General features: G+C 73.3%; 2 protein-coding genes. Both read left to right on the top strand.

What is annotated here, in order from left to right; genetic code table 11:
* The first annotated feature begins 2 nt into the window (after window positions 1-2).
* The gene (asnB, locus tag ACFWPT_RS32550; RefSeq protein ID WP_380486159.1) at window positions 3-1,997 is read left to right on the top strand and encodes an asparagine synthase (glutamine-hydrolyzing); all 1,995 of its coding nucleotides are present in this window, start codon (window positions 3-5) and stop codon (window positions 1,995-1,997) included.
* A complete protein-coding gene (locus ACFWPT_RS32545) occupies window positions 1,994-21,301 on the top strand; it encodes an SDR family NAD(P)-dependent oxidoreductase (protein ID WP_380486157.1) in 19,308 nt (6,435 codons plus the stop codon). The genes asnB and ACFWPT_RS32545 overlap by 4 nt, the downstream gene beginning before the upstream one ends.
* Window positions 21,302-21,351: the final 50 nt, after the last annotated feature.

Below are 21,351 nucleotides of genomic sequence, written 5' to 3'. Positions count from 1 at the left end.
TCATGTGCGGGCTGGCTGGTTTCCTCTCGACCTCGCTGCACCCCGGTGCCACCGCCGAGGTCATCACCTCGATGCTGTCGAACATCCACCACCGCGGGCCGGACGAGGCGGGCTACTACCTCGACGACGGCATGGCCATGGGGACGGTGCGGCTGGCCATCGTCGACCTCGCCGGTGGCTCGCAACCCATGTCGGACCCCTCCGGGCGCTACTGGATCTGCTTCAACGGCGAGATCTACAACCACATCGAACTCCGCGCGGAACTGGAGCGCCTCGGCCGCCCGTTCCGCACCGACCACTCCGACACCGAGGTCGTGCTCCAGGCCTGGATCCAGTGGGGGTCGGACTGCTTCACCCGGTTCAACGGCGCCTTCGCGGTCGCCATCAGGGACGCGGCGACCGGTGACCTGGTGCTGGCCCGCGACCGCTACGGCAAGCGCCCGCTGTTCTACGCCGACGCGGGCGGGGACTTCCTGTTCGCGTCCGAGATGAAGGCGTTCCGCGCCTTCCCCGGCTTCCGCTTCGAGTTCGACCCGAGGGAGCTGGCCACCACCTACGCCGCGTGGACGCCGCTGCCCGACCGCACGCCGTTCCGGGGCGTGCGCCAGCTGCCGATGGGCTCCGTGCTGACCATCAGCGCGGGCCGCCGCTCGCTGCGCCCCTACGAGGACCTCGACTTCGACGTGCCCGGCTTCGACGGCACCGAGGCCGAGGCGATCGACATGCTCCGGCAGACCCTGCGCACCAGCGTGGAGCTGCGGCTGCGCTCCGACGTCGAGGTCGGCGTCTACCTCAGCGGCGGCCTGGACTCCTCGATCGTGACGAGGCTGGCCACCCAGCTCTCCCCGTACGAGGTCCGCACCTTCTCGGTGGCGTTCCAGGACAAGTCCTTCGACGAGTCCGACAGCCAGCGCCTGGTCGCCGAGCACCTGGGCACCCTGCACACCGCCGTCCCGATCACCAGCGAGGACATCACCGAGCACTTCCCGACCGCCGTGTACCACGCGGAGGTTCCGACCTTCCGCACCTCGTTCGTGCCGATGTTCCTGCTGTCCCGGCACGTCCGCGACGCCGGGATCAAGACCATCCTCAGTGGCGAGGGTGCCGACGAGGCCTTCCTCGGCTACTCGCTGTTCCGCGAGACCCTGCTGCGCGCGCGGTGGAACGAGCTGACCGACGGCGAGCGCCGCACCCGGCTGGCCGGCCTGCACCCGGAGCTGGAGCACTTCGGCTCCGCCCACCAGGCCCATCTGCTCGGCCTGTACCAGCAGTTCTCGGTGGAACGGCTGCCGGGCCTGTTCTCCCACGAGATGCGGTACCAGAACGGGAGGTTCGCGGCCCGGCTGCTCGCCGACCGGATGGACCCGTTCGCCGACCTGCTCGACCTCGTCGCCGGGACACCCGGCTACCCGGACATGCCCGCGATGCACAAGGCGCAGTGGCTGGAGTACAAGACGCTGCTGCCCGGATTCCTGCTGTCCACGCAGGGGGAGCGGGCCGCGCTGGCGCACAGCGTGGAGAACCGCTGCCCGTTCCTGGACCCCGCGGTGGTGCGCGCGGCCGCGTCGGTGAACCTGCGCTACGACGACGGCCAGGTCGAGAAGGCCATCCTGAAGAAGGCGTTCCGCGCCGAGCTCCCGGAGTGGACCACCAGCCGCCCCAAGCAGCCCTACCGCGCGCCGGGCAGCGCCGCCTTCAAGGACAGTCGCCCGGACTACCTGGAACTGCTGCTGTCCGACCGCGAGTTGGCCGGGATCGGCTGCCTGGACGCGAAGTTCACCCGGCGCCTGGTCGACAAGATCATGACCTCGCCGGTGGAGGAGGTCAGCACCAAGGAGGACCAGACCTTCCTCTACCTGCTGACGACCGCCGTGCTCCACCAGCAGTTCGTGCGGGACGGCGGTACGGCGCCGACCGGAGCGTCGAGCGCCGCGCTGAACCTGCGGACGACCGTGGACAACCGCCGTGCCGTGCAGCGAGTGGGGGAGAGCCGATGAGCACCGACGACATCGCGATCATCGGCCTGGCCCTGCGGTTCCCCGGCTCCGACACCCTGGTCGAGCTGTTCGACCACCTCGCGGCCGGACGCTCGCTGATCACCGAGGTGCCCGCCGAACGCTGGTCCAAGGAACGCTACTTCGGCGATCCGCGCAGCGGCGAGGAGAAGACGTACAGCGTCTGGGCCGGGTTCGTCGAGGACGCCGACCGCTTCGACGCCGCCTTCTTCAACATCTCCCCGCGCGAGGCGGAGACGATGGACCCGCAGCAGCGGTTCGCGCTGGAACTGGCCTGGAAGGCCATCGAGGACGCGGGCTACCGGGCCGGCGAACTCGCGGGCAGCCGCACCGGCGTCTTCATGGGCCTGTGCCACGGCGACTACGCCGAGCTGATCGAACGCGACGACGTGCCGACCGACGCCTACTTCCCGACCGGCACGGCCTACTCGATCGTCGCCAACCGGCTGTCCTACTACTTCGACTTCCACGGCCCCAGCATTGCCAACGACACCGCCTGCTCCAGCTCCCTGGTCTCGCTCTACGAGGCCGTCGCCGCCCTGCACAACGGCGACTGCGACCTGGCGCTGGCCGGCGGCGTGAACCTGTGCTGGTCGCCGAAGCTGTTCGTGGCGTTCAGCAAGGCGAGCATGCTCTCGCCCACCGGCCGCTCGCACGCCTTCGACCAGGACGCGGACGGCTTCGTCCGGGGCGAGGGCGGCGCCGTCCTGCTGCTCAAGCCGCTGGCCAGGGCGCTGGCGGACGGCGACCCCGTGCACGCGGTGATCAAGGGCGTCGGCACCAACCACGGCGGCAAGACCAACTCGCTGACCGTCACCAACCCGGTCGCGCAGGCCGCGCTGATCGAGGACGTCTACACCCGCGCCGGTGTGACGCCCGAGACGGTGAGCTACATCGAGGCCCACGGGCCCGGCACGCCGGTCGGCGACCCGATCGAGATCGTCGGCCTCAAGCGCGCCTTCCAGAGCCTGCACGACGCCCACGGGACGTCACCGCGGCCGGACAGCACCGGCATCGGCTCCATCAAGACCAACATCGGCCACCTGGAATCGGCCGCGGGCGTGGCCGGCGTGGTCAAGGTGATCGGCGCGATGGCCGCCGGGACCCTCCCGGCGACGGTCAACTTCCGGACCAGGAACCAGCTGATCGACCTGGACGGCAGCCCGTTCTACATCGTCGGCGACACCCGGCCGTGGCCGGGCGGCGACGGGGCGCCGCGCCGGGCCGGCGTCAGTTCGTTCGGGTTCGGCGGGACCAACGCCCACGTGCTGCTGGAGGAGCACGTCGGCGGGCCGGCGGAGCGCGCCACCGAGCCTGCGGGCCCGTACGCCGTCCCGCTGTCGGCGAAGAACCTGGAGCGGCTGCGGGTGCTGGCCGCCGGCCTGCGGGACCACCTGTTGGCACCGGAGACCGCGCTGCGGCCGCGCCAGGCGCTGGCCGACATCGCGCACACGCTCCAGGTCGGCCGCGAAGCGATGCGGGTCAGGACCGTGTTCCTGGTCTCGGACCGGGAGCAGCTCGCGGCCGCGCTGGAGTCCGTCGCGGACGGCGAGGTGCGCAACCCCGCCGGAGCAGGGACCGAACTGGTCACGGCGGCGCAGGACTGGGCGAACGGGGGCGGCGCCGACTGGCCCGGGCATCCCGGGGCGCGTCGCGTGCGGCTGCCGACCTACCCGTTCGCCCGGGACCGGCACTGGTACGTCACACCGCCCGCCGAGGCGCCGGGCGCCGCGCTGCTGCACCCGCTCGTCCACCGCAACACCTCCGACCTGGCGCAGCAGCGCTACACCTCCACGTTCACCGGGGCCGAGCCCTTCCTGGCCTCGCACCTGGTCCGCGGCCGGCGGGTGCTGCCCGCGGTCGCGTACCTGGAGATGGCGCGGGCCGCGGTGGAGCGCGCGGCGGCCCGGGAGGGGGCCGTCCGGCTGCGCGACCTCGCGTGGCTGCGGCCGATCGTCGTCGGCGAACCCGTCGACGTCGACCTCGCGCTGACGCCGCGCGGGGACGCGATCGCGTTCGAGTTCCGGCAGGATGAGACGGTCCACAGCACCGGCTCTGCCGAACTGGTCACCCTGCCGGACCCGTCACCGCTGGACCTGGACGCCCTGCGCGCCGCCTGCCGCACCACCCGTAGCACCGACGAGGTCTACGCCGCCTTCCGCGCCCAGGGCCTGGAGTACGGCCCGGCCATGCGCGCGCTGCGCGGGCTCCGGCTGGGCCGCGACGAGGCGATCGCCCGCATCCGGACCACCGGCGCCGACGGCTGCGTGCTGCCGCCGAGCGTCCTGGACGCCGCCTTCCAGACCTCCGTGGTCCTGACGGGCGCCGCCGCCGGCCCGACCCTGCCCTTCACCCTCGACGAGCTCCAGGTGTACCGGCCCTGCCCGGCCGAGACCTGGGCCTGGGTGCGCCGCAGCGCCGGCTCCGGGGCGCTCACCACCTTCGACATCGACCTGTGCGACGGCGACGGCGTGATCAGCGCCAGCCTGCGGGGGCTCGCCCAGCGCACCACCGACGCCGGCCCGCGCGTCGTCACGGCGACCACCCGGTGGACCGACCGGCCGCTGGACGCGGACGGCGGCGCCACCCGCACCGCGCACCCCCTGACCCTGCCGGAGATCACCCGGGCGAGCCCGGCCGACGGCGTCGACGCCGCGACCGAGCAGGCGTTCGCCGAGGTCCAGCAGGTGCTCGCGTCCTCTCCTCGGACCGGGCACCGCTTCGTGGCCCTGGTCGACGCCCGGGTGCCGGCCCACTTCCACGCACCGCTGGCGGGCCTGTTCCGCACCGCCGCCCTGGAGAACCCGCTCGTCTCCGGTCGGGTCGTCCGGGTCGCCGGCCTGGACGCGGCCTCCACCGAGCAGCTCGCGCGGATCGTGCGGGAGGAGTGCGCCGACGACTCCGCCGACACCGAGGTCCGCTACACCGCCGACGGCACCCGGCAGGTCCTGGAACCCGTCGAGACGCGGCTCGACGCCGGACCGCAGGTGCCCGCGCTGCGGGCCGGCGGCGTCTACTGGGTCACCGGCGGCCTGGGCGGCATCGGCCGGCACCTCGCCCGCTACCTGGGCCGCGCGGGGGCGACGGTCGTCCTGAGCGGACGCTCCCCGGCGGGCTCGGTGGACGCCCTGCGCGCGGACGGGGTCGACGCGCACTACCTGCCGGTCGACGTCGCCGACGCCGCAGGCGTGCGCGCCGCGGTCGACACGATCGTGCGCGAGCACGGGTCGCTCGACGGCGTCGTGCACGCGGCAGGCCTGCTGCGCGACCAGTACCTGCTGCGCAAGGACCTCGCCGACGTTCGCCTGGTGACGGCGCCGAAGGTCCGCGGCACGCTCAACCTCGACGCCGCCACCCGCCACCTCGACCTGGACTTCTTCGCGCTCTTCTCCTCGGTCGCCGGCGTCTACGGCAGCCCGGGGCAGTCCGACTACTCGGCGGCCAACGCCTTCCTGGACGCCTTCGCCCGGCACCGCCGGACGCTGGTCGACGCGGGCGAGCGCAGCGGCCGGACCGTCGCGATCAGCTGGCCGCTGTGGGCCGACGGCGGCATGACGCTGGACGAGGTCACCCGCGACTCCCTGCGCCGCGAGCGCGGCTGGGAGGACCTGCCCACCGAGGACGGGCTGCGCGCCTTCGGCCGGGCCCTGCTCGCCGACGCCCCCGCGCACCTCGTCGTCGCCTACGGCTCCAAGGCCACCCTGGCCGCGCAACGCCGGGCGGCACCGGCCCCCGCGGCCCCGGCCACCGCCTCGTCCGCCACCGCTGCGCCGTCAGGCGGCGCGGGCGAGGGTGACCTGCTGCGGCGCACCGAGGAACTGCTCAGGGGGGTCGTCGCCGAGGTCCTGCGGCACGCCCCGGAGCACATCGAGTCGACCACCAACCTCATCGAGTACGGCATCGACTCGCTGAGCATCCTCGGGGTGACCGCCCAACTGGAGAAGGTGTTCGGGCCGCTGTCCAAGACGATCTTCTTCGAGTACCTGAACATCGCCGAGGTGGCCGCGCACTTCGTGGAGACCCGGCGGGCGCAGCTGGAGGCGGTGCTGGGGGAGTCGGGGAAGGCCGAAACCCCGGAAGCCTTGGAAGAGCCGGTCGTACGGCCCGAAGCCCCGGCGGTCCAGCCCGAGGCCCCGGCCGCGTCCGCCGTCACCGAGGTCCGTGAACCCGCGCGCGACGACCGGCACGACATCGCGATCATCGGAGTGTCCGGCCGCTACCCCGGCGCCGACACGATGGACGAGCTGTGGGAGCTGCTGGAGAACGGCCGGCACACCTTCGAGGAGGTCCCCGCCGACCGCTGGGGCCACGAGGCCATCTACGACAGCGACCGGTCCGTCCACGGCAAGAGCGTGATCCGGACCGGGACGTTCCTGCGCGACCTCGACAAGTTCGACCCCCGCTACTTCCGCATCTCCAAGCGCGAGGCCGAGCAGATGTCCCCGGAGGTGCGGCTGTTCCTCCAGTCGGGCGTGGAGGCGCTGGAGGACGCCGGCTACTCGCGGCAGACCATCCAGCGCCGCTACCAGGGCGACGTCGGCGTGCTCGTGGGGACCATGAGCAACCACTACAACCTGTACGGCTTCCAGAACAGCCTGACCAGGGGCGCGCCGCAGAGCGGCAGTTACACCGGGACGCTGCCCAACATGCTGTCCTACTTCTACGGCCTGACCGGTCCGTCGATCTTCCTGGACACCATGTGCTCGGCCTCGTCGACGTGCGTGCACCAGGCCGTGCAGATGCTGCGGGCCGGCGAGTGCCGGATGGTCGTCGCGGGCGGCGTCAACCTGATGCTGCACCCGTACAACCTGATCACCTCCTCGGAGGAGCACTTCACCACCGGCACCTCCGACGTGATCCGCAGCTTCGGCCACGGCGTGGACGGCACCATCCTCGGCGAGGGCGTCGGCGCGGTCGTACTGAAGCCGCTGGTCGACGCCGAGCGCGACGGCGACCACGTGTACGCCGTGATCAAGGGCACCGCCCTGTCCAACGCCGGGACGCGCAACGGCTTCACCGTGCCGAACCCGGGCATGCAGGCGCACGCGATCCAGAAGGCGATCGAGGACGCCGGCGTCGACCCGAGGACGATCGGCTACGTCGAGGGACACGGCTCGGGCACCGCGCTGGGCGACCCGATCGAGGTCCGCGCCCTGACGTCGGCGTTCCGCAAGTACACCGAGGACCGCCAGTTCTGCGCCCTCGGCTCCGTCAAGGCCAACATGGGGCACCTGCTCGCGGCGGCCGGCATGATCGGCCTGGCCAAGGTGCTGCTCCAACTGCGGCACGGCAAGCTGGCGCCGTCCCTGCACAGCACGGAGCTCAACCCGGACATCGACTTCGCCGACACCCCCTTCCAGGTGCAGCAGACGCTCGCCGACTGGCAGCCGATGGTCACCGAGGTGGACGGCCGCCAGGTCACCCACCCCCGGCGGGCCGGCATCACCTCGATCGGCGCCGGCGGCATGAACTCGCACATCATCCTTGAGGAGTATCCCGAACGGCCGGTACGCCAAGAGCCCTTCGGCGAGCAGCTGTTCGTGTTCTCGGCGATGAACGAGGCCGCGCTCGGGCGCTACCTGGCCGTCTTCCGCGACCACCTCGCCGGGGCGCGGGAGGCCGACCTCCCCGACATCGCGTACACCCTGCGGGTCGGCAAGAACGAACTGCCGCACCGCTGGGCGTTCGTGGCGGGGGACCAGCGGTCCGCACTGGCGGCCGTCGACGGCTACCTGGCCGGGCGGCGGGAGCTGCCCGCGCACGACCTCGCCACCACCTGGGTCGGCGGCAAGACCGTCGACTGGGACCAACTGCCGACGGCACGCCGGGTTTCGCTGCCCGCCTACCCGTTCGAGAAGGTGCGCTGCTGGATCGAGCAGACCGACGGCGCGCCGTCCGTGCTGGCCCCGCTGGCGCTGCGCGAGCGGCTGCACCCCTTCCTGGGGCGCAACGAATCCGACGTCCGGGGCCTGCGCTACGCCCTGGACGTCCACCTCGCCGACCTGCTCGACTACGGCTACCGCCTGGCCAAGACGCCGACCATCGTGCCCACCTTCGTGGTGGACCTCGCGCTGGCCGCCGCGAAGGTCAGCGGGTTCGCCGCCGAGGCGTCGGTCCACGACCTGCGCGTCCTGCGGCCGATCGACTGGTCCACGACCACGCGGCTCGTCACGGAGTTCGCCGACGGCCACGGCACCGTCCGGACCGGGGACGGGACGGCGGCGGTCGAGTTCACCGTGCGGGGGGCGGCCACGGCGCCCTCCGGCCGGGTCGAGCCGGCGGGGCTGCGGGAGGTCCTCAGCCGGGAGCAGTTCCTGGCCGAACTGGCCGAGGGCGGGCTGGACTACAAGCCGGCCTCGTGCGCGGTCGAGGGCGTGTTCCGCGCGCCGGACGGCCGGACGGTGCTGACCATCGGCAGTCCCGCGTTCCAGCAGGACCACGTCCGGCGCAACGTCACCGTCGAGCCGTTCGTGCTCGCGGCGATCGCCCAGGGCGTGCAGTGGGAGGCCAAGCGCGTCGGGGCGCCGGACTGGACCCTGGTCGCGCTCAACCAGGTCGCGGAGATCCGGGTGCGGGCCGGTTCGCCGGTCACGCACGTGGTCCTCGGCGACGACCGGATCCTGCTGCTCGGGGGCGCGGGCGAGGTCGTCGGGGAGCTGGCCGGGGTGCGGCGCGGTACCGGAGGAGTGGCGCCGGGCGATCGTCCGGCGCCGCAGGCCCGTTCGGTCCGAGAGCGGGAGCCGGCCGTACCGGCTGAGCAGGCTGTACCAGTGGTGTCGGCGGTGTCGGGTGTCGTGGACGTCCTGCGCGCCATCGCCGCCGAGATCCTCAAGTTCGAGCCGGAGGAACTCGACCCCGGCACCGGACTGGACGCGTTCGGCTTCGACTCCATCTCGCTGGTGACCTTCGCGAAGGAGATCCACGAACGGTTCGGGGTCGTGGTCAGCCCGGCGGTGTTCTTCGACGTCAGCACCCTGGAGGCGCTGGGCGCCCACCTGGTCGACGAGCACGGTGCCACGGTGAAGGCCGAGGCCAAGATCAAGGCCGAGGCTGAGGCGGAGGTCAAGATCAAGGCCGAACCCCAGCCCCAACCCCAACCCCAGCCGGAGCCGGAGCCGGTTCGCACCGGGCCCGACCCGCGCCGGCCGGTCGCCGTCATCGGCGCGGCCGGGCGCTTCCCGGGCGCCCGCGACCTGGACGAGTACTGGGCGAACCTGCTGGCGGGCAAGGACTCCGTCACCGCGTTCCCGCTGCACCGCTACGACGAGCAGCAGCGCAAGGCCATCGAGGCCCAGGACTTCCCCCAACGGATCGGAGCCCTGGACGACGTCGACGCCTTTGACGCCGGCTTCTTCCGCATCCTGCCGCGCGAGGCCGAACTGATGGACCCGCAGCACCGCCTCGTCCTGGAGACGGTCTGGCAGGCGCTGGAGGACAGCGCGTACCGGCCCGCCGACCTGCCGACCAACACGGGCGTGTTCATCGGCGTCACCGGCAACGACTACGCGACGCTGCTCGCCACGCTCGGCGTGCGACCGGACGCCTTCACCTCGACCGGCACCACCCACTCGATCCTGGCCAACCGCATCTCGTACCTGCTCGACGTGCGCGGCCCGAGCGAACCGATCGACACGGCCTGCTCCAGCTCGCTGGTGGCGGTGCACCGCGCGATCGAGGCGATCCGCTCCGGCACCTGCGACCTGGCCGTCGCGGGCGGGGTCAACGTGCTGCTCAGTACGGACACCTTCGTCAGCGCGCACCGCGCGGGCATGCTCAGCCCGGACGGCCTCTGCAAGACCTTCGACGCGGGCGCGAACGGCTACGTCCGCGGCGAGGGCGTCGGGGTGGTGGTGCTCAAGTCGCTGGCGGCGGCGGAGCGCGACGGTGACGCGATCCTCGGGGTGCTCCGGGGCAGCGCGTACAACCACGGCGGCCGGGCCAACTCGCTGACCGCGCCGAACGCCGACGCCCAGGCCGAGCTGGTGGCGGCCGCCGTCGGCGACCTCGACCCGGACACCATCGGCTACATCGAGACCCACGGCACCGGCACGGCCCTCGGCGATCCGGTGGAGGTCCGGGCGCTGCGCACCGCGTTCCGCCGGCTGGGCCGCAGCGACGACGGGGCGTGCGGCCTCGGCTCGGTCAAGACCAACATCGGCCACCTGGAGTCGGCCGCGGGCATCGCCGGGCTGCTGAAGGTGCTGCTCGCGCTCAAGCACGGCGTGCTGCCCGCGACCCAGCACCTCCAGGAGGTCAACCCGTACATCGAGCTGGCCGGCGGCCCGTTCCACATCGTGCGGGACAACGAGGCCTGGCCGCGCCCCCGCAGTGGTGACGGCGGCTCCGCGCCGAGGCGTGCCGGGGTGAGCAGCTTCGGGTTCGGCGGCGTCAACGCCCATGTGGTCGTCGAGGAGTACGTGCGCGGCGACCGGGGCGGGGAGGGCGACGGCGGGCCGGTCGCGGTGCCGCTGTCGGCCCGCACCGCCCGGCAGCTGACCGACCGGGCCCGGGGCCTGCTCGCCCACCTGGAGTCCTCGGAGTCGGAGCAGGTCTCGCTGCGGTCCCTCGCGTGGAGCCTCCAGGTCGGCCGCGAGGAGATGGCGGAACGGGTCGGCTGGGTCGTCTCGTCCCGTGCCGAACTCGTCGACGCGCTCAGGGCGTTCGTCGCCACCGGCGAGCGCGGAGCCGAGCCGGAGCCGATCGGGCGGTGGGTCGGCGGGGGCGCCGTCGACTGGCGTTCGCTGCTCGGCGACGGCACGCCCCGGCGTGCGCACCTGCCCGGATATCCGTTCGCCCGGGACCGCTTCTGGGCCCCCGGCACCCGGCAGGAGAGCGGCACGACCCTGCTGACCGCCTGCTGGACGCCGACGCCCGCCGCCGCGACCGCCCGGTACGACCGGCACGTCGTCGTGCTGTGCGGGGTCGACGGGGAGGTGCCCGAGGCGATCCGCCTCGACACGGCCGAGCAGCGGCCGGGGAGCCGGTTCCGCGACCTGTCGTGGCAGCTGCTGGAGACCGTCCGCGGCCTCGACGCCCGGGACGGCACCACGCTCGTCCAGGTCGTCACGGCGGACCTCGCCCTCGCGGGCCTGCTGCGGACCGTCACCAAGGAGAACCCGCGGATCGTCGGCCAGGTCATCGGCATCGACGGCGTCCAAGGCACTGACCTGGCCGCCGTCGTCGCGGAGAACGCCCGCGCCGCCGACGACCTGGTGCTCTACCGCGACGGCGTCCGGCACACGCGCAGCTGGACCCCGGCCGAACTCCCGGGCACGGGTACGGGAACGGCCTCCGGCAAGCCCTGGCGGGACGGCGGCGTCTACCTGATCACCGGCGGGGCCGGCGGGATCGGCGCCTCGACGGCCCGGCGCATCGCCGCCGACGTCCGGCGGCCGACCGTCGTGCTGGCCGGTCGCTCGCCGCAGGACGGCCGGATCGAGCGCCTGCTCGCCGAGTTGCGGCAGGCCGGTGCGGACGCGCGGTACGTGCGCGCCGACGTCTCCCGCTGGGAGGAGGTGCGGCACCTGATCGCCGAGGCGGGCGCCGTCACCGGCATCGTGCACGCCGCCGGCGTGGTGCGGGACTCGCTGCTCGCGGACAAGACCGCCGAGCAGTGGGACGAGGTCCTCGCGACCAAGGTGGACGCTCTCGTGCACCTCGACCGGGCCACCGGGCACTGCCCGCTGGAGTTCGTGCTGACCTTCTCCTCGGGCGCCGCGATCACCGGCAACCCGGGGCAGTCCGACTACGCGACCGCCAACGCCTTCCTCGACGAGTTCGCCGCCGTGCGCAACGTGCGGGTCGCCGAGGGGCTGCGCCGCGGGCGCACCCTGTCCATCGCCTGGCCGCTGTGGGAGGACGGCGGCATGCAGGTCGGCGAGCGGACCCGGGCCTATCTGTGGGAGGACCGGGGGCTGGCGCCGATGCCCACGGAAGCCGGGCTCACGGCGCTGGTCGACGCCTGGAACGCGGGGGCGGACCAGGTGTGGGTGCACCACGGCGACCCGGCGCGGGTGCCGACCGGAACGCCGGCCCCGGCCGCCGCGCCGACAACTCCTGCGTCGACAACTCCTGCGTCGACAACTCCTGCGTCGACAACTCCCGTTCCGACGGCTCCCGTTCGTAGCGCCGATCCGAACGTCCTCGGCCACCTCCTCGCCCTGTTCGCCGAGGTCAGCGGGCTCGCCCCGGGCGCGGTCGACCCCGACCGCCCGCTGGTCGACATCGGCCTGGACTCGGTGATGGTCATCCAGCTCAACCGGGAGCTGGTGAGGACGTACCCCGAGGTCTCGTCGACGATCTTCTACGAGCACCCGACCCTGCGGGCCGTGGCCGGTCAACTCGCCGGCCTCCGGAGGGAACCGGCGCACCAGCAGGCGGTCACGGCCGACCGGCCGGTGACGGGCGACCAGCCGGCGGCGGCAGCCGAACAGCGGGCCACCATCACGCAGCCGACCGCCGTCCCCGACCAGCCGGCGCCCGGCGCCGACGACCCGATCGCGGTGATCGGGCTGAGCGGCCGCTACCCGGGCGCCGCCGACCTGGACGAGTTCTGGGAGAACCTCACGGCGGGCCGCGACTGCGTCCGCGAGGTGGACCGCTGGCCGCTGGACGGCTTCTTCGAGCCGGACCGCAACACGGCGGTGGCCACCGGCCGCAGCTACAGCAAGTGGGGCGGCTTCCTGGACGACTTCGCCGCGTTCGATCCCCGGTTCTTCGGCATCGCCCCGCGCGACGCCTACGCCATGGACCCGCAGGAGCGGCTGTTCGTGCAGGCGGCGTGGGAGGTGCTGGAGGACGCCGGGTACACGAGGGCGCGCCTCGCCGAGCGCCACGGCCACGGTGTCGGGGTGTTCGCGGGCGTCACCAAGGTCGGCCACGCCCGGCACGAGGTGGGCCGGCTGCCCTCGGGCGAACTCGTGGTGCCCGGCCTGTCGTTCGCCTCGCTGAGCGCCCGCGCCTCCTACCTGCTCGACCTGCGCGGGCCGAGCCTGACGATCGACACCATGTGCTCGGCGTCGCTGACCGCGATCCACGAGGCCTGCGAGCAACTCCGGCGCGGCGCCTGCGAGGTGGCGATCGCCGGCGGCGTGAACCTCTACGCGCACCCGCTGGACTACGTCGAGCTGTGCCGCTCCGGGATGCTCTCGCCCGACCAGCACTGCCGCAGCTTCGGCACCGGCGGCCACGGGTTCGTGCCCGGTGAGGGCGTCGGGTGCGTGCTGCTCAAGCCGCTGTCCCGCGCGGTGGCCGACGGAGACCGCGTGCTCGCGGTGATCCGGGGCTCCAGCGTCAACCACGGGGGCCGTTCCACCGGTTACACCGTGCCGAGCCCGGTCGCCCAGGCCGATGTCGTCCGGCGGGCGCTGGACCAGGCCGGGGTCTCCGCCCGGCAGGTCGGCTACGTCGAGGCGCACGGCACCGGCACCGAACTGGGCGACCCGATCGAGATCACGGGCCTGACCAAGGCCTTCGAACAGGACACCGTGGAGCGGCAGTTCTGCGCGATCGGCTCGGTGAAGTCCGGCATCGGCCATCTGGAGGCCGCGGCCGGGGTGGCCGGTCTGACAAAGGTCCTGCTCCAGCTCAAGCACCGGCAGCTCGTACCGAGCCTGCACGCCGAACAGCTCAACCCGAACATCAGCTTCGAACGGACCCCGTTCCGGGTCCAGCGCGAACTGAGCCCGTGGCACTGCGACGGCCCGCGGATCGCGGCGGTGTCCTCCTTCGGTGCCGGTGGCTCGAACGCGCACGTGATCGTCGAGGAGTATTCCGTGCAGCCCACCGACGGCGCGATCAACGGCGCCGAACAAGCCCGACACGTCGAACAATCCCCACACGTCGTCGTCCTCTCCGCGAGGACTCCCGACCAGCTCACCGCGTCCGTCGACCGGCTGGCCGGGTTCCTCGACCGCAACCCGGACACCGCCCTCGCCGACCTGGCCTTCACGCTCCAGGTCGGGCGGGAGGCGATGGCCGAGCGGTACGCGGTCGCGGTCTCGTCGACGGCGGAGCTGAGGGCCGCCCTGCGGGCCGGCCGGGGGCACCGGGGCACCGCCGGGGAATCCGGCGGACTGCTCGCCGAGATCACCGGTGACGACGACCTCCAGGAACTGCTGGTCCGGCAGTGGATCGCGTCCGGCAAGCTGTCCAAGCTCGCGGCGCTGTGGGCGGCCGGCGCCGAGGTGGACTGGGAGCGCCTGCACCAGGGCGCGCCGCGCCGGGTGGTGTCGCTGCCGACGTACCCGTTCGCCAAGGAGCGGTTCTGGATCGGCGACCTGACCCGGCAGGAACCGGCACCCGTGGCCGCACCTGCACCCGTGGCCGCACCTGCGCCCGCTCCGCTGCTCGCGCCGGTCGCGGCGCCGATCGTCCAACCCGCGGTCGTACACAGGGGATTGGACGAGATCGTGCCCGCCGTGGTGCGGGAGAAGATCGCCCGCGCGCTGGCGATGGAGGTCGAGGAGGTCGAGGGCGGGCTGGCGTTCGCCGACTACGGCCTGGACTCGATCCTGGCGATCCGCGTGGTGGACCAGCTCAACGGCGCGCTGACGCTGGACCTGCCGACCAGCGTGGTCTTCGACTTCAGCACGGCCGACCGGCTGGCCGAGCACCTGCTCGCCGAGTACCGGGGCGTCATCGTCCACACGGAGGGCGCGACGGAGCCGGCGGACGCACGGGAGAGCGCCCCGCCACCGGTCGTGCAGCCCGCACGGCCCGTGGCGGTCGGGCAGCCGCACAGCGCCACCGTGAGCGTGGAGCGCGGGCCGATCGCGGTGATCGGCATGAGCGGCCGCTTCGCCGGCGCCGACTCGCTGGACGAACTCTGGACGCACCTGGCCGACGGCGACGACCTGGTCACCGAGGCGACCCGGTTCGACCTCGACGGCCTGAGCGCCTGCACCCGGGGCGGCTTCCTCGACCGCATCGACGAGTTCGACGCGATGTTCTTCAACATCTCCGGCACCGAGGCCGCGGTGATGGACCCGCAGCAGCGGCTGCTGCTCGAAGAGTCCTGGAAGGCCCTGGAGGACGCCGGCTACGCGGGCCGGATGGGCCGGGCGCGCTGCGGCGTCTACGTCGGGGCGTGGGCCGGCGACTACCAGGGGCTGCTGGATCCGGAGGCGCCGGCGCAGACCCTGTGGGGCAACATGACCTCGGTCATCCCGAGCCGGGTGTCGTACTTCCTCGACCTCAAGGGCCAGGCGATCGCCGTCGACACGTCGTGCTCCAGCTCGCTGGTGGCGATCGACCTGGCGTGCAAGGACCTGTGGTCCGGTGAGACCTCGATGGCGCTGGCGGGCGGGGTGTTCCTCCAGTCCACGCCGCGGCTGTACCGGCTCGCGGGCCGCGCCGGGATGCTGTCGCCGACCGGCCGCTGCCACACCTTCGACCACCGCGCCGACGGCTTCGTGCCCGGCGAGGGCGTCGGAGTCGTGGTGCTCAAGCGGCTCGCGGACGCGCTGGCCGACGGCGACCACATCCACGGCGTGATCAAGGCCAGCGGCGTCAACCAGGACGGCGCCACCAACGGGATCACCGCGCCGAGTTCGGTGTCGCAGGAGAGCCTGCTCGGCGAGGTGTACGAGCGGTTCGGCGTCGACGTGGAGCGGATCGGACTCGTCGAGGCGCACGGCACCGGCACCAAGCTCGGCGACCCGATCGAGTTCCAGGCGCTGAACCGGGCGTTCCGCGCCCGCACCGACCGGACGGAGTACTGCGCGGTCGGCTCGCTGAAGACCAACATCGGCCACACCCAGTTCGCGGCGGGCATCGCGGGCGTGCTGAAGGTGCTGCTGGCGATCAAGCACCGGAAGATCCCCGCCTCGCTGCACTTCGAGACCGCCAACGAGGCGATCCCGCTGGCGGGGAGCCCGTTCTACCTGAGCACCCGCACCCACGACTGGGAGAGCCCCGCCGGGGTGCCGCGCTGCGGGGTGGTGAGCTCCTTCGGCGCCAGCGGCACCAATGCGCACCTGGTGATCGAGGAGGCCCCGGCCGTCGCGAACACCGCCGCACGCACCGCCGCCGCGCCGCGGACGGACCACGTGGTGGTCCTCTCGGCGCGGACGGAGGAGCAACTCCTCGAACAGCGGCGCCGATTGGCGCTCCACGTCCGCGCCCACGCGTCGATCGACCTCGGCGACCTCGCCTACACCCTGGCCGTCGGCCGGCAGCGCTTCGCCCACCGCTTCGCCTGCGTGGTCCGCGACCGCGACGAGCTGATCCAGGTGCTGGACGGCACCGCCCCGGCGCGGCTGCCCGACGACGACCGGGCTCCGGCCGAGGGCCGACGCATCCCGCTGCCGACCTACCCGTTCGCCCGGGACCGCCACTGGGCCCCGACCGGCGGCAGCAGTGACAGTGGCATCAGCGGTGACGGCAACAACGTCACGCTGACCCGCACGGACGGCCTGCTGCGCGACCACGTGGTGCAGGGCCGCCACCTCCTGCCCGCGGTCGCCTACCTCGAACTCGCCCGCAAGGCGCTGGGCGCCACCCGGGTGCGGATGCGCAACGTCACGTGGGTGCAGCCGCTGGAGGTCGCGGACACCCCGGTCGACGTCCGGGTCGAGGTCCGCGCGAGCGAGCAGGGCGGGCACCGGTTCGAGATCGGCACCGGCTCCACCGTGTGCTGCGAGGGCGGCATCGCGCCGTCCGACGCCTCGCGCCCGGCACCGGTCGACCTCGCCGCGCTGCGCGCGGACTGCCGGGAGAGCGTGTCCGGTGAGCGGATCCACGAGGCCCTGGTGGCGATGGGCATCGACCACGGCCCGAGCCTGCGGGCGATCCGGCAGGCGCACGTCGGCTCCGGTCTCGTCCTCGCCGAACTGGTCCTGCCCGACTCGGCGGAGCCCGGACCGCTGGCGCCCGCGATGCTGGACTCGGCGATCCAGGCGGCCGTCGCGCCGCACCTCACCGGCATGCGGGACACCGCCGTGCCGTTCGCCCTGGACCGGCTCGACCTGTTCGCCCCGTGCCGGGCGGCGATGTGGGCCGTGGTGCGCGGCGGCGCCGCCGGGCCGCTCGACAAGCTCGACATCGACCTGGTCGACGCCGACGGCGCGGTCTGCGTGCGGCTGACCGGCTACACCTCGCGCCGCACCGTCCGCAGCGAGCCCGCGCTGTACGCGCCCGTCTGGGACCCGACCACCGCGACCGAAGCGCCTGTGCCCGCCCGTACCGACCGGGTCCTGGTCGTCGGCGGACCGGCACCGCTCGACGGCGCGCTGACCTGGCCGCTGCCGCCGTCCGCCTCCGTCGAGGAGGTGACCGCCGCACTGCGCGACCTCGGACCGGTCGACCACCTGGTCTGGACGGCGCCCGAGCCCAAGCTCGACCCCGTCGACGCCGCCGGGTACACGGCCGCCCAGAACGACGGCGTCGTCGCCGCGTTCCGCCTGATCAAGGCGCTGATCGGAGCCGGGTACGACGCCCGGCCGCTGGGGATCACGCTGATCACCACCCGCGCGCTCGCCACCCACGCCGACGACCCCGTCCAGCCGGCGCACGCCGGGCTGCACGGCCTGTTCGGCTCCCTGGGGCGCGAGTACGAGCAGTGGAGCGTCCGGCGCGTCGACCTCGACGGCCCCGACTGGCCCGCCGACCTCACCGCCCTGCCCGCCCGCTCGTCCGAGGACGCCTGGGTCCGACGGGCCGGCCAGTGGCTGGCCCGGCACTGGGCGCCGTGCGAGGCGCCCGCGCGACCGGTCTACCGCGAGGGCGGCGTCTACGTGGTGATCGGCGGCGCCGGCGGCCTGGGCACCGCCTGGACCCAGCACGTGGTGCGGCAGTACGGCGCACACGTCACCTGGATCGGCCGCAGCGCACCCGACGCGGCCATCGAGGAACGGCTCCGCTCCGTCCAGGGGCGCGGCACCGTCCGCTACCTCAGCGCCGACGCCGGGGACCCGGCCGCGCTGCGCCGGGCCGTCGGCGAGGTCAAGGAGCGCCACCCGCGGATCGACGGGGTCGTGCAGGCCGCGCTCGTCCTGCGGGACAGCACCTTCGCCCGGATGGACGAGGCCACCCTGCGCGCGGGGCTGACGGCCAAGGTCGACGTCACGACGGCGATGGCCGAGGTCTTCGACGGCGAGCACCTGGACTTCGCCGTGCTGCTGTCGTCGATGCAGTCCTTCACCACGGCGGCCGGCCAGGGCAACTACGCGGCCGGCTGCACCTTCAGCGACGCCTACGCCCACGCGCTCGGACAGCACTGGGACACCCCCGTCAGGGTCATGAACTGGGGGTGGTGGGGCAACCTCGGGAGCGTCACCTCCGAGTTCTACCGGGAACGGCTGAGCCGGGTCGGCCTGGTGTCGATCGAGCCGCGCGAGGGGCTCGCCGCCCTGGACGCCCTGCTCGGCGGGGACCAGCGGCAGCTGGCCTTCGTGAAGACCAACCAGCACAACACCCTGGCGAACTTCGACCGCGCCACCCAGGTCACCGTGCACGGCCGGACGCCCTCCCGGGTGCGCGGCGAGCTGCTGCTCGCGCCGGAGAGCGTGGACGGCCTGATGGACGAGGTCGTGCGGTGGCGCCGGACCGAGCGGGACCCGTGGCTGGCGAAGGTCCTGGCGGCCCAGCTGGCGACCGTCGACCACACCGCGATCCTGCCGGTGTACGCCGACTGGCTGGAACACGCCCGACGGGCCACCGTGCCGGCCGGGCCGACGGAGGCCGTGTCCACGGCGGGCGTGCTCGCGGAGGCCGTGCTCGCGCAGTGGGACCGGCAGTGCGAGTCCTGGTCGGCCGACGCCGACCGCAAGGCCGAACTGCGGCTCGCCTCCGCCATGCTCCGGGCGCTGCCGGACATCGTGACCGGCCGGACCAGGCCCACCGACGTCATGTTCCCGCGCGGTTCGGTGGAGCTGGTCGAGGGCTGCTACCGCAACAACCACGTCGCGGACGTGTTCAACCGCGCCATGGTCGGCGCCGCCGTCGCCGTCGTGTCGGAGCGGCTGCGCCGCGAACCGGGCGCGCGGCTGCGGATCCTGGAGATCGGCGCCGGCACCGGCGGCACCAGCGCCGGGATGTTCGCCGCGCTCAAGCCGTACCAGGAGAGCATCGAGACGTACGTCTACACGGACCTCTCCAAGGCCTTCCTCAACCACGCCCGCGCCACCTACGGGCCGGGCGTGCCCTACCTGGACTGCCGGCTGCTCAACATCGAACGGCCGCTGGCCGGGCAGGACGTCGGCGAGGGCGGGTTCGACCTGGTGATCGCCGCCAACGTGCTGCACGCGACCAAGGACACCCGCAACACCCTGCGCAACGCCAAGGCCGCGATGCGGGCCGGCGGGTGGCTGCTGCTGAACGAGCTGTCGGCCTTCGACCTGTTCAGCCACGTCACCTTCGGGCTGCTGGAAGGCTGGTGGCTGTTCGACGACCGCTCGCTGCGGATCCCGGGCTCGCCGGCGCTGTCGCCGGAGAACTGGCGGGACGTGCTGGCGGGGGAGGGCTTCGGGACGGTGGTGTTCCCGCTGCCGCAGGCGTTGCCGCTGGGGCAGCAGGTCATCGCGGCGGAGAGCGACGGGGTGGCCCGGCAGGCGGTCGGGACCAGGCCGAAGGGCGTCACCCGGCCGGTGCCTGCTGCGGCGCCAGTTGTCGCGCCTGCCGCGGTGCCGACTGTGCTGCCTGCTGCGGCGCCGACTGCGCTGCCGACTGCGGTGCCGACGCCCCGGCCGGAGCCCGCGCCCGCCCCGGCGGCCGTGAGCCCCGCCCCCGCCCCCGCCCCCTCCACCGCGCCGTCGTCGCGCTCCGACCTGTCCGCGCTCATCCTCGACAAGGCCGCGGCCGTGCTCGGCATCCCGGCCGAGCGGATCGACACCGCGGCCCCGCTCACCCACTACGGCCTGGACTCGATCCTGGTCCTCCAGCTCACCAACGCCCTGCGCGAGGAGTTCGGTGACGACGTCCCGGCCACCCTGCTCTTCGACGTCGAGACCGTCGACGGCCTGTGCGCCCACTTCGCCGGTGCAGGGGCCGCCGCGACGGCCACGGCGGATGCCCAGGCCGGCCCGGCGGGCGAGCGGTGGAACCTCTCGTGCGGCCAGCTGACCATGTACCGCGACCAGCAGCGCTCGCCGGAGTCGACCGCCTACAACCTCCCGCTCCTCTTCGAGATCCACGGCGACCTGGACGAAGCCGCCCTGGAGCGGGCGATCCGCGCCCAGAGCGGCATCCACCCGGTGCTGAGCGCCGTCTTCGGCGAGCGGGACGGCGCGCCGTTCATGGACATCGACCCGGGCCGGGCGCCGTCCTTCGAACGGGTCGACCTCACGGCCACCAAGCGCGCCGCCCAACTGGCCGGGCTGCGGGACTTGGTGAACCTCCCGTTCGACCTGGCGACGGGCCCGCTGCTCCGCGCGCACCTGGTCTCCCTCGCAGGGGGGCGGCGCCTGCTGCTGATCACCGCGCACCACATCCTGCTGGACGGCACGTCCACGGCGGTCCTGATCCGCACGCTCAAGGAGGCCTACCAGGGCCGGGGGAGTATGAGCCGCACGAGCTACGGCGACTTCGTCGCCTGGGAGGAGGCGCTGCTCGCCGGCCCGCGCGCGCGGCAGCACCGGGACTACTGGCTGCGGGAGCTGGCAGGTCATCGACCGGCGCTCGCACTGCCCTACGACCGGCCGTACGACCCCAAGCGGATGCCCCGGGTGGACGTGGAGACGGTCAAGCTGCCGCCGCCGCTGGCCGCCGCGCTGGCGGACTCGGCGCGCGAGCACCGGGTCAGCGTCGCCACCGTGCTGTTCGCGACGTACGTGCGGTTCCTGCACCGGCTGACCGGGCAGGACGACCTGGTCCTCGGCATGACGGCGGCTGCCCGCTACGAGGAGCGGTTCCAGGACGTCGTCGGCCAGTTCGCGAACTGCCTGCCGATCCGCTGCACGGCCGTCGGCGGCTTCCCCGAGCTGCTGAAGTCCCTGCAGCGCAAGGTGGTCGGCGGCATCGAGCACGGCGGCTACCCGCTGCTGGAGATCGCCCGCGCCGTGGGCGCGGACGACGAACCGCTGGTCCTGACCAACTTCCTGTTCCAGAACTTCGACGGCGCCGACCTGCTGACCAACGCGGCCCCGGCCGCGTCCGGCGAGTTGGACCTGCGGCTGTTCGACGACCTGCCCTACGCCGGGGAGTACGTCCTGTCCGCCGAGTCCTACCGGGACGGCGAGGGGTTCAAGGTCTTCCTCAAGTACGACGCGAACGTCTTCGACGAGGCCACCGCGCGGAGCATGACGGAGGAGTGGTACGCGGTCATCCGCAAGGAGCTGGGCCTGCGGTAGGCCCTTCCACAGACCGCCCCCGAAACCCGGAAGCCGGGCCGCGACCGAGG

This window comes from Kitasatospora sp. NPDC058478 (genome assembly GCF_042720345.1).
Classification (GTDB): domain Bacteria; phylum Actinomycetota; class Actinomycetes; order Streptomycetales; family Streptomycetaceae; genus Kitasatospora.
The sequence above is the reverse complement of the archived record's forward strand: the minus strand, read 5'-3'. Positions and strand labels throughout refer to the sequence as shown.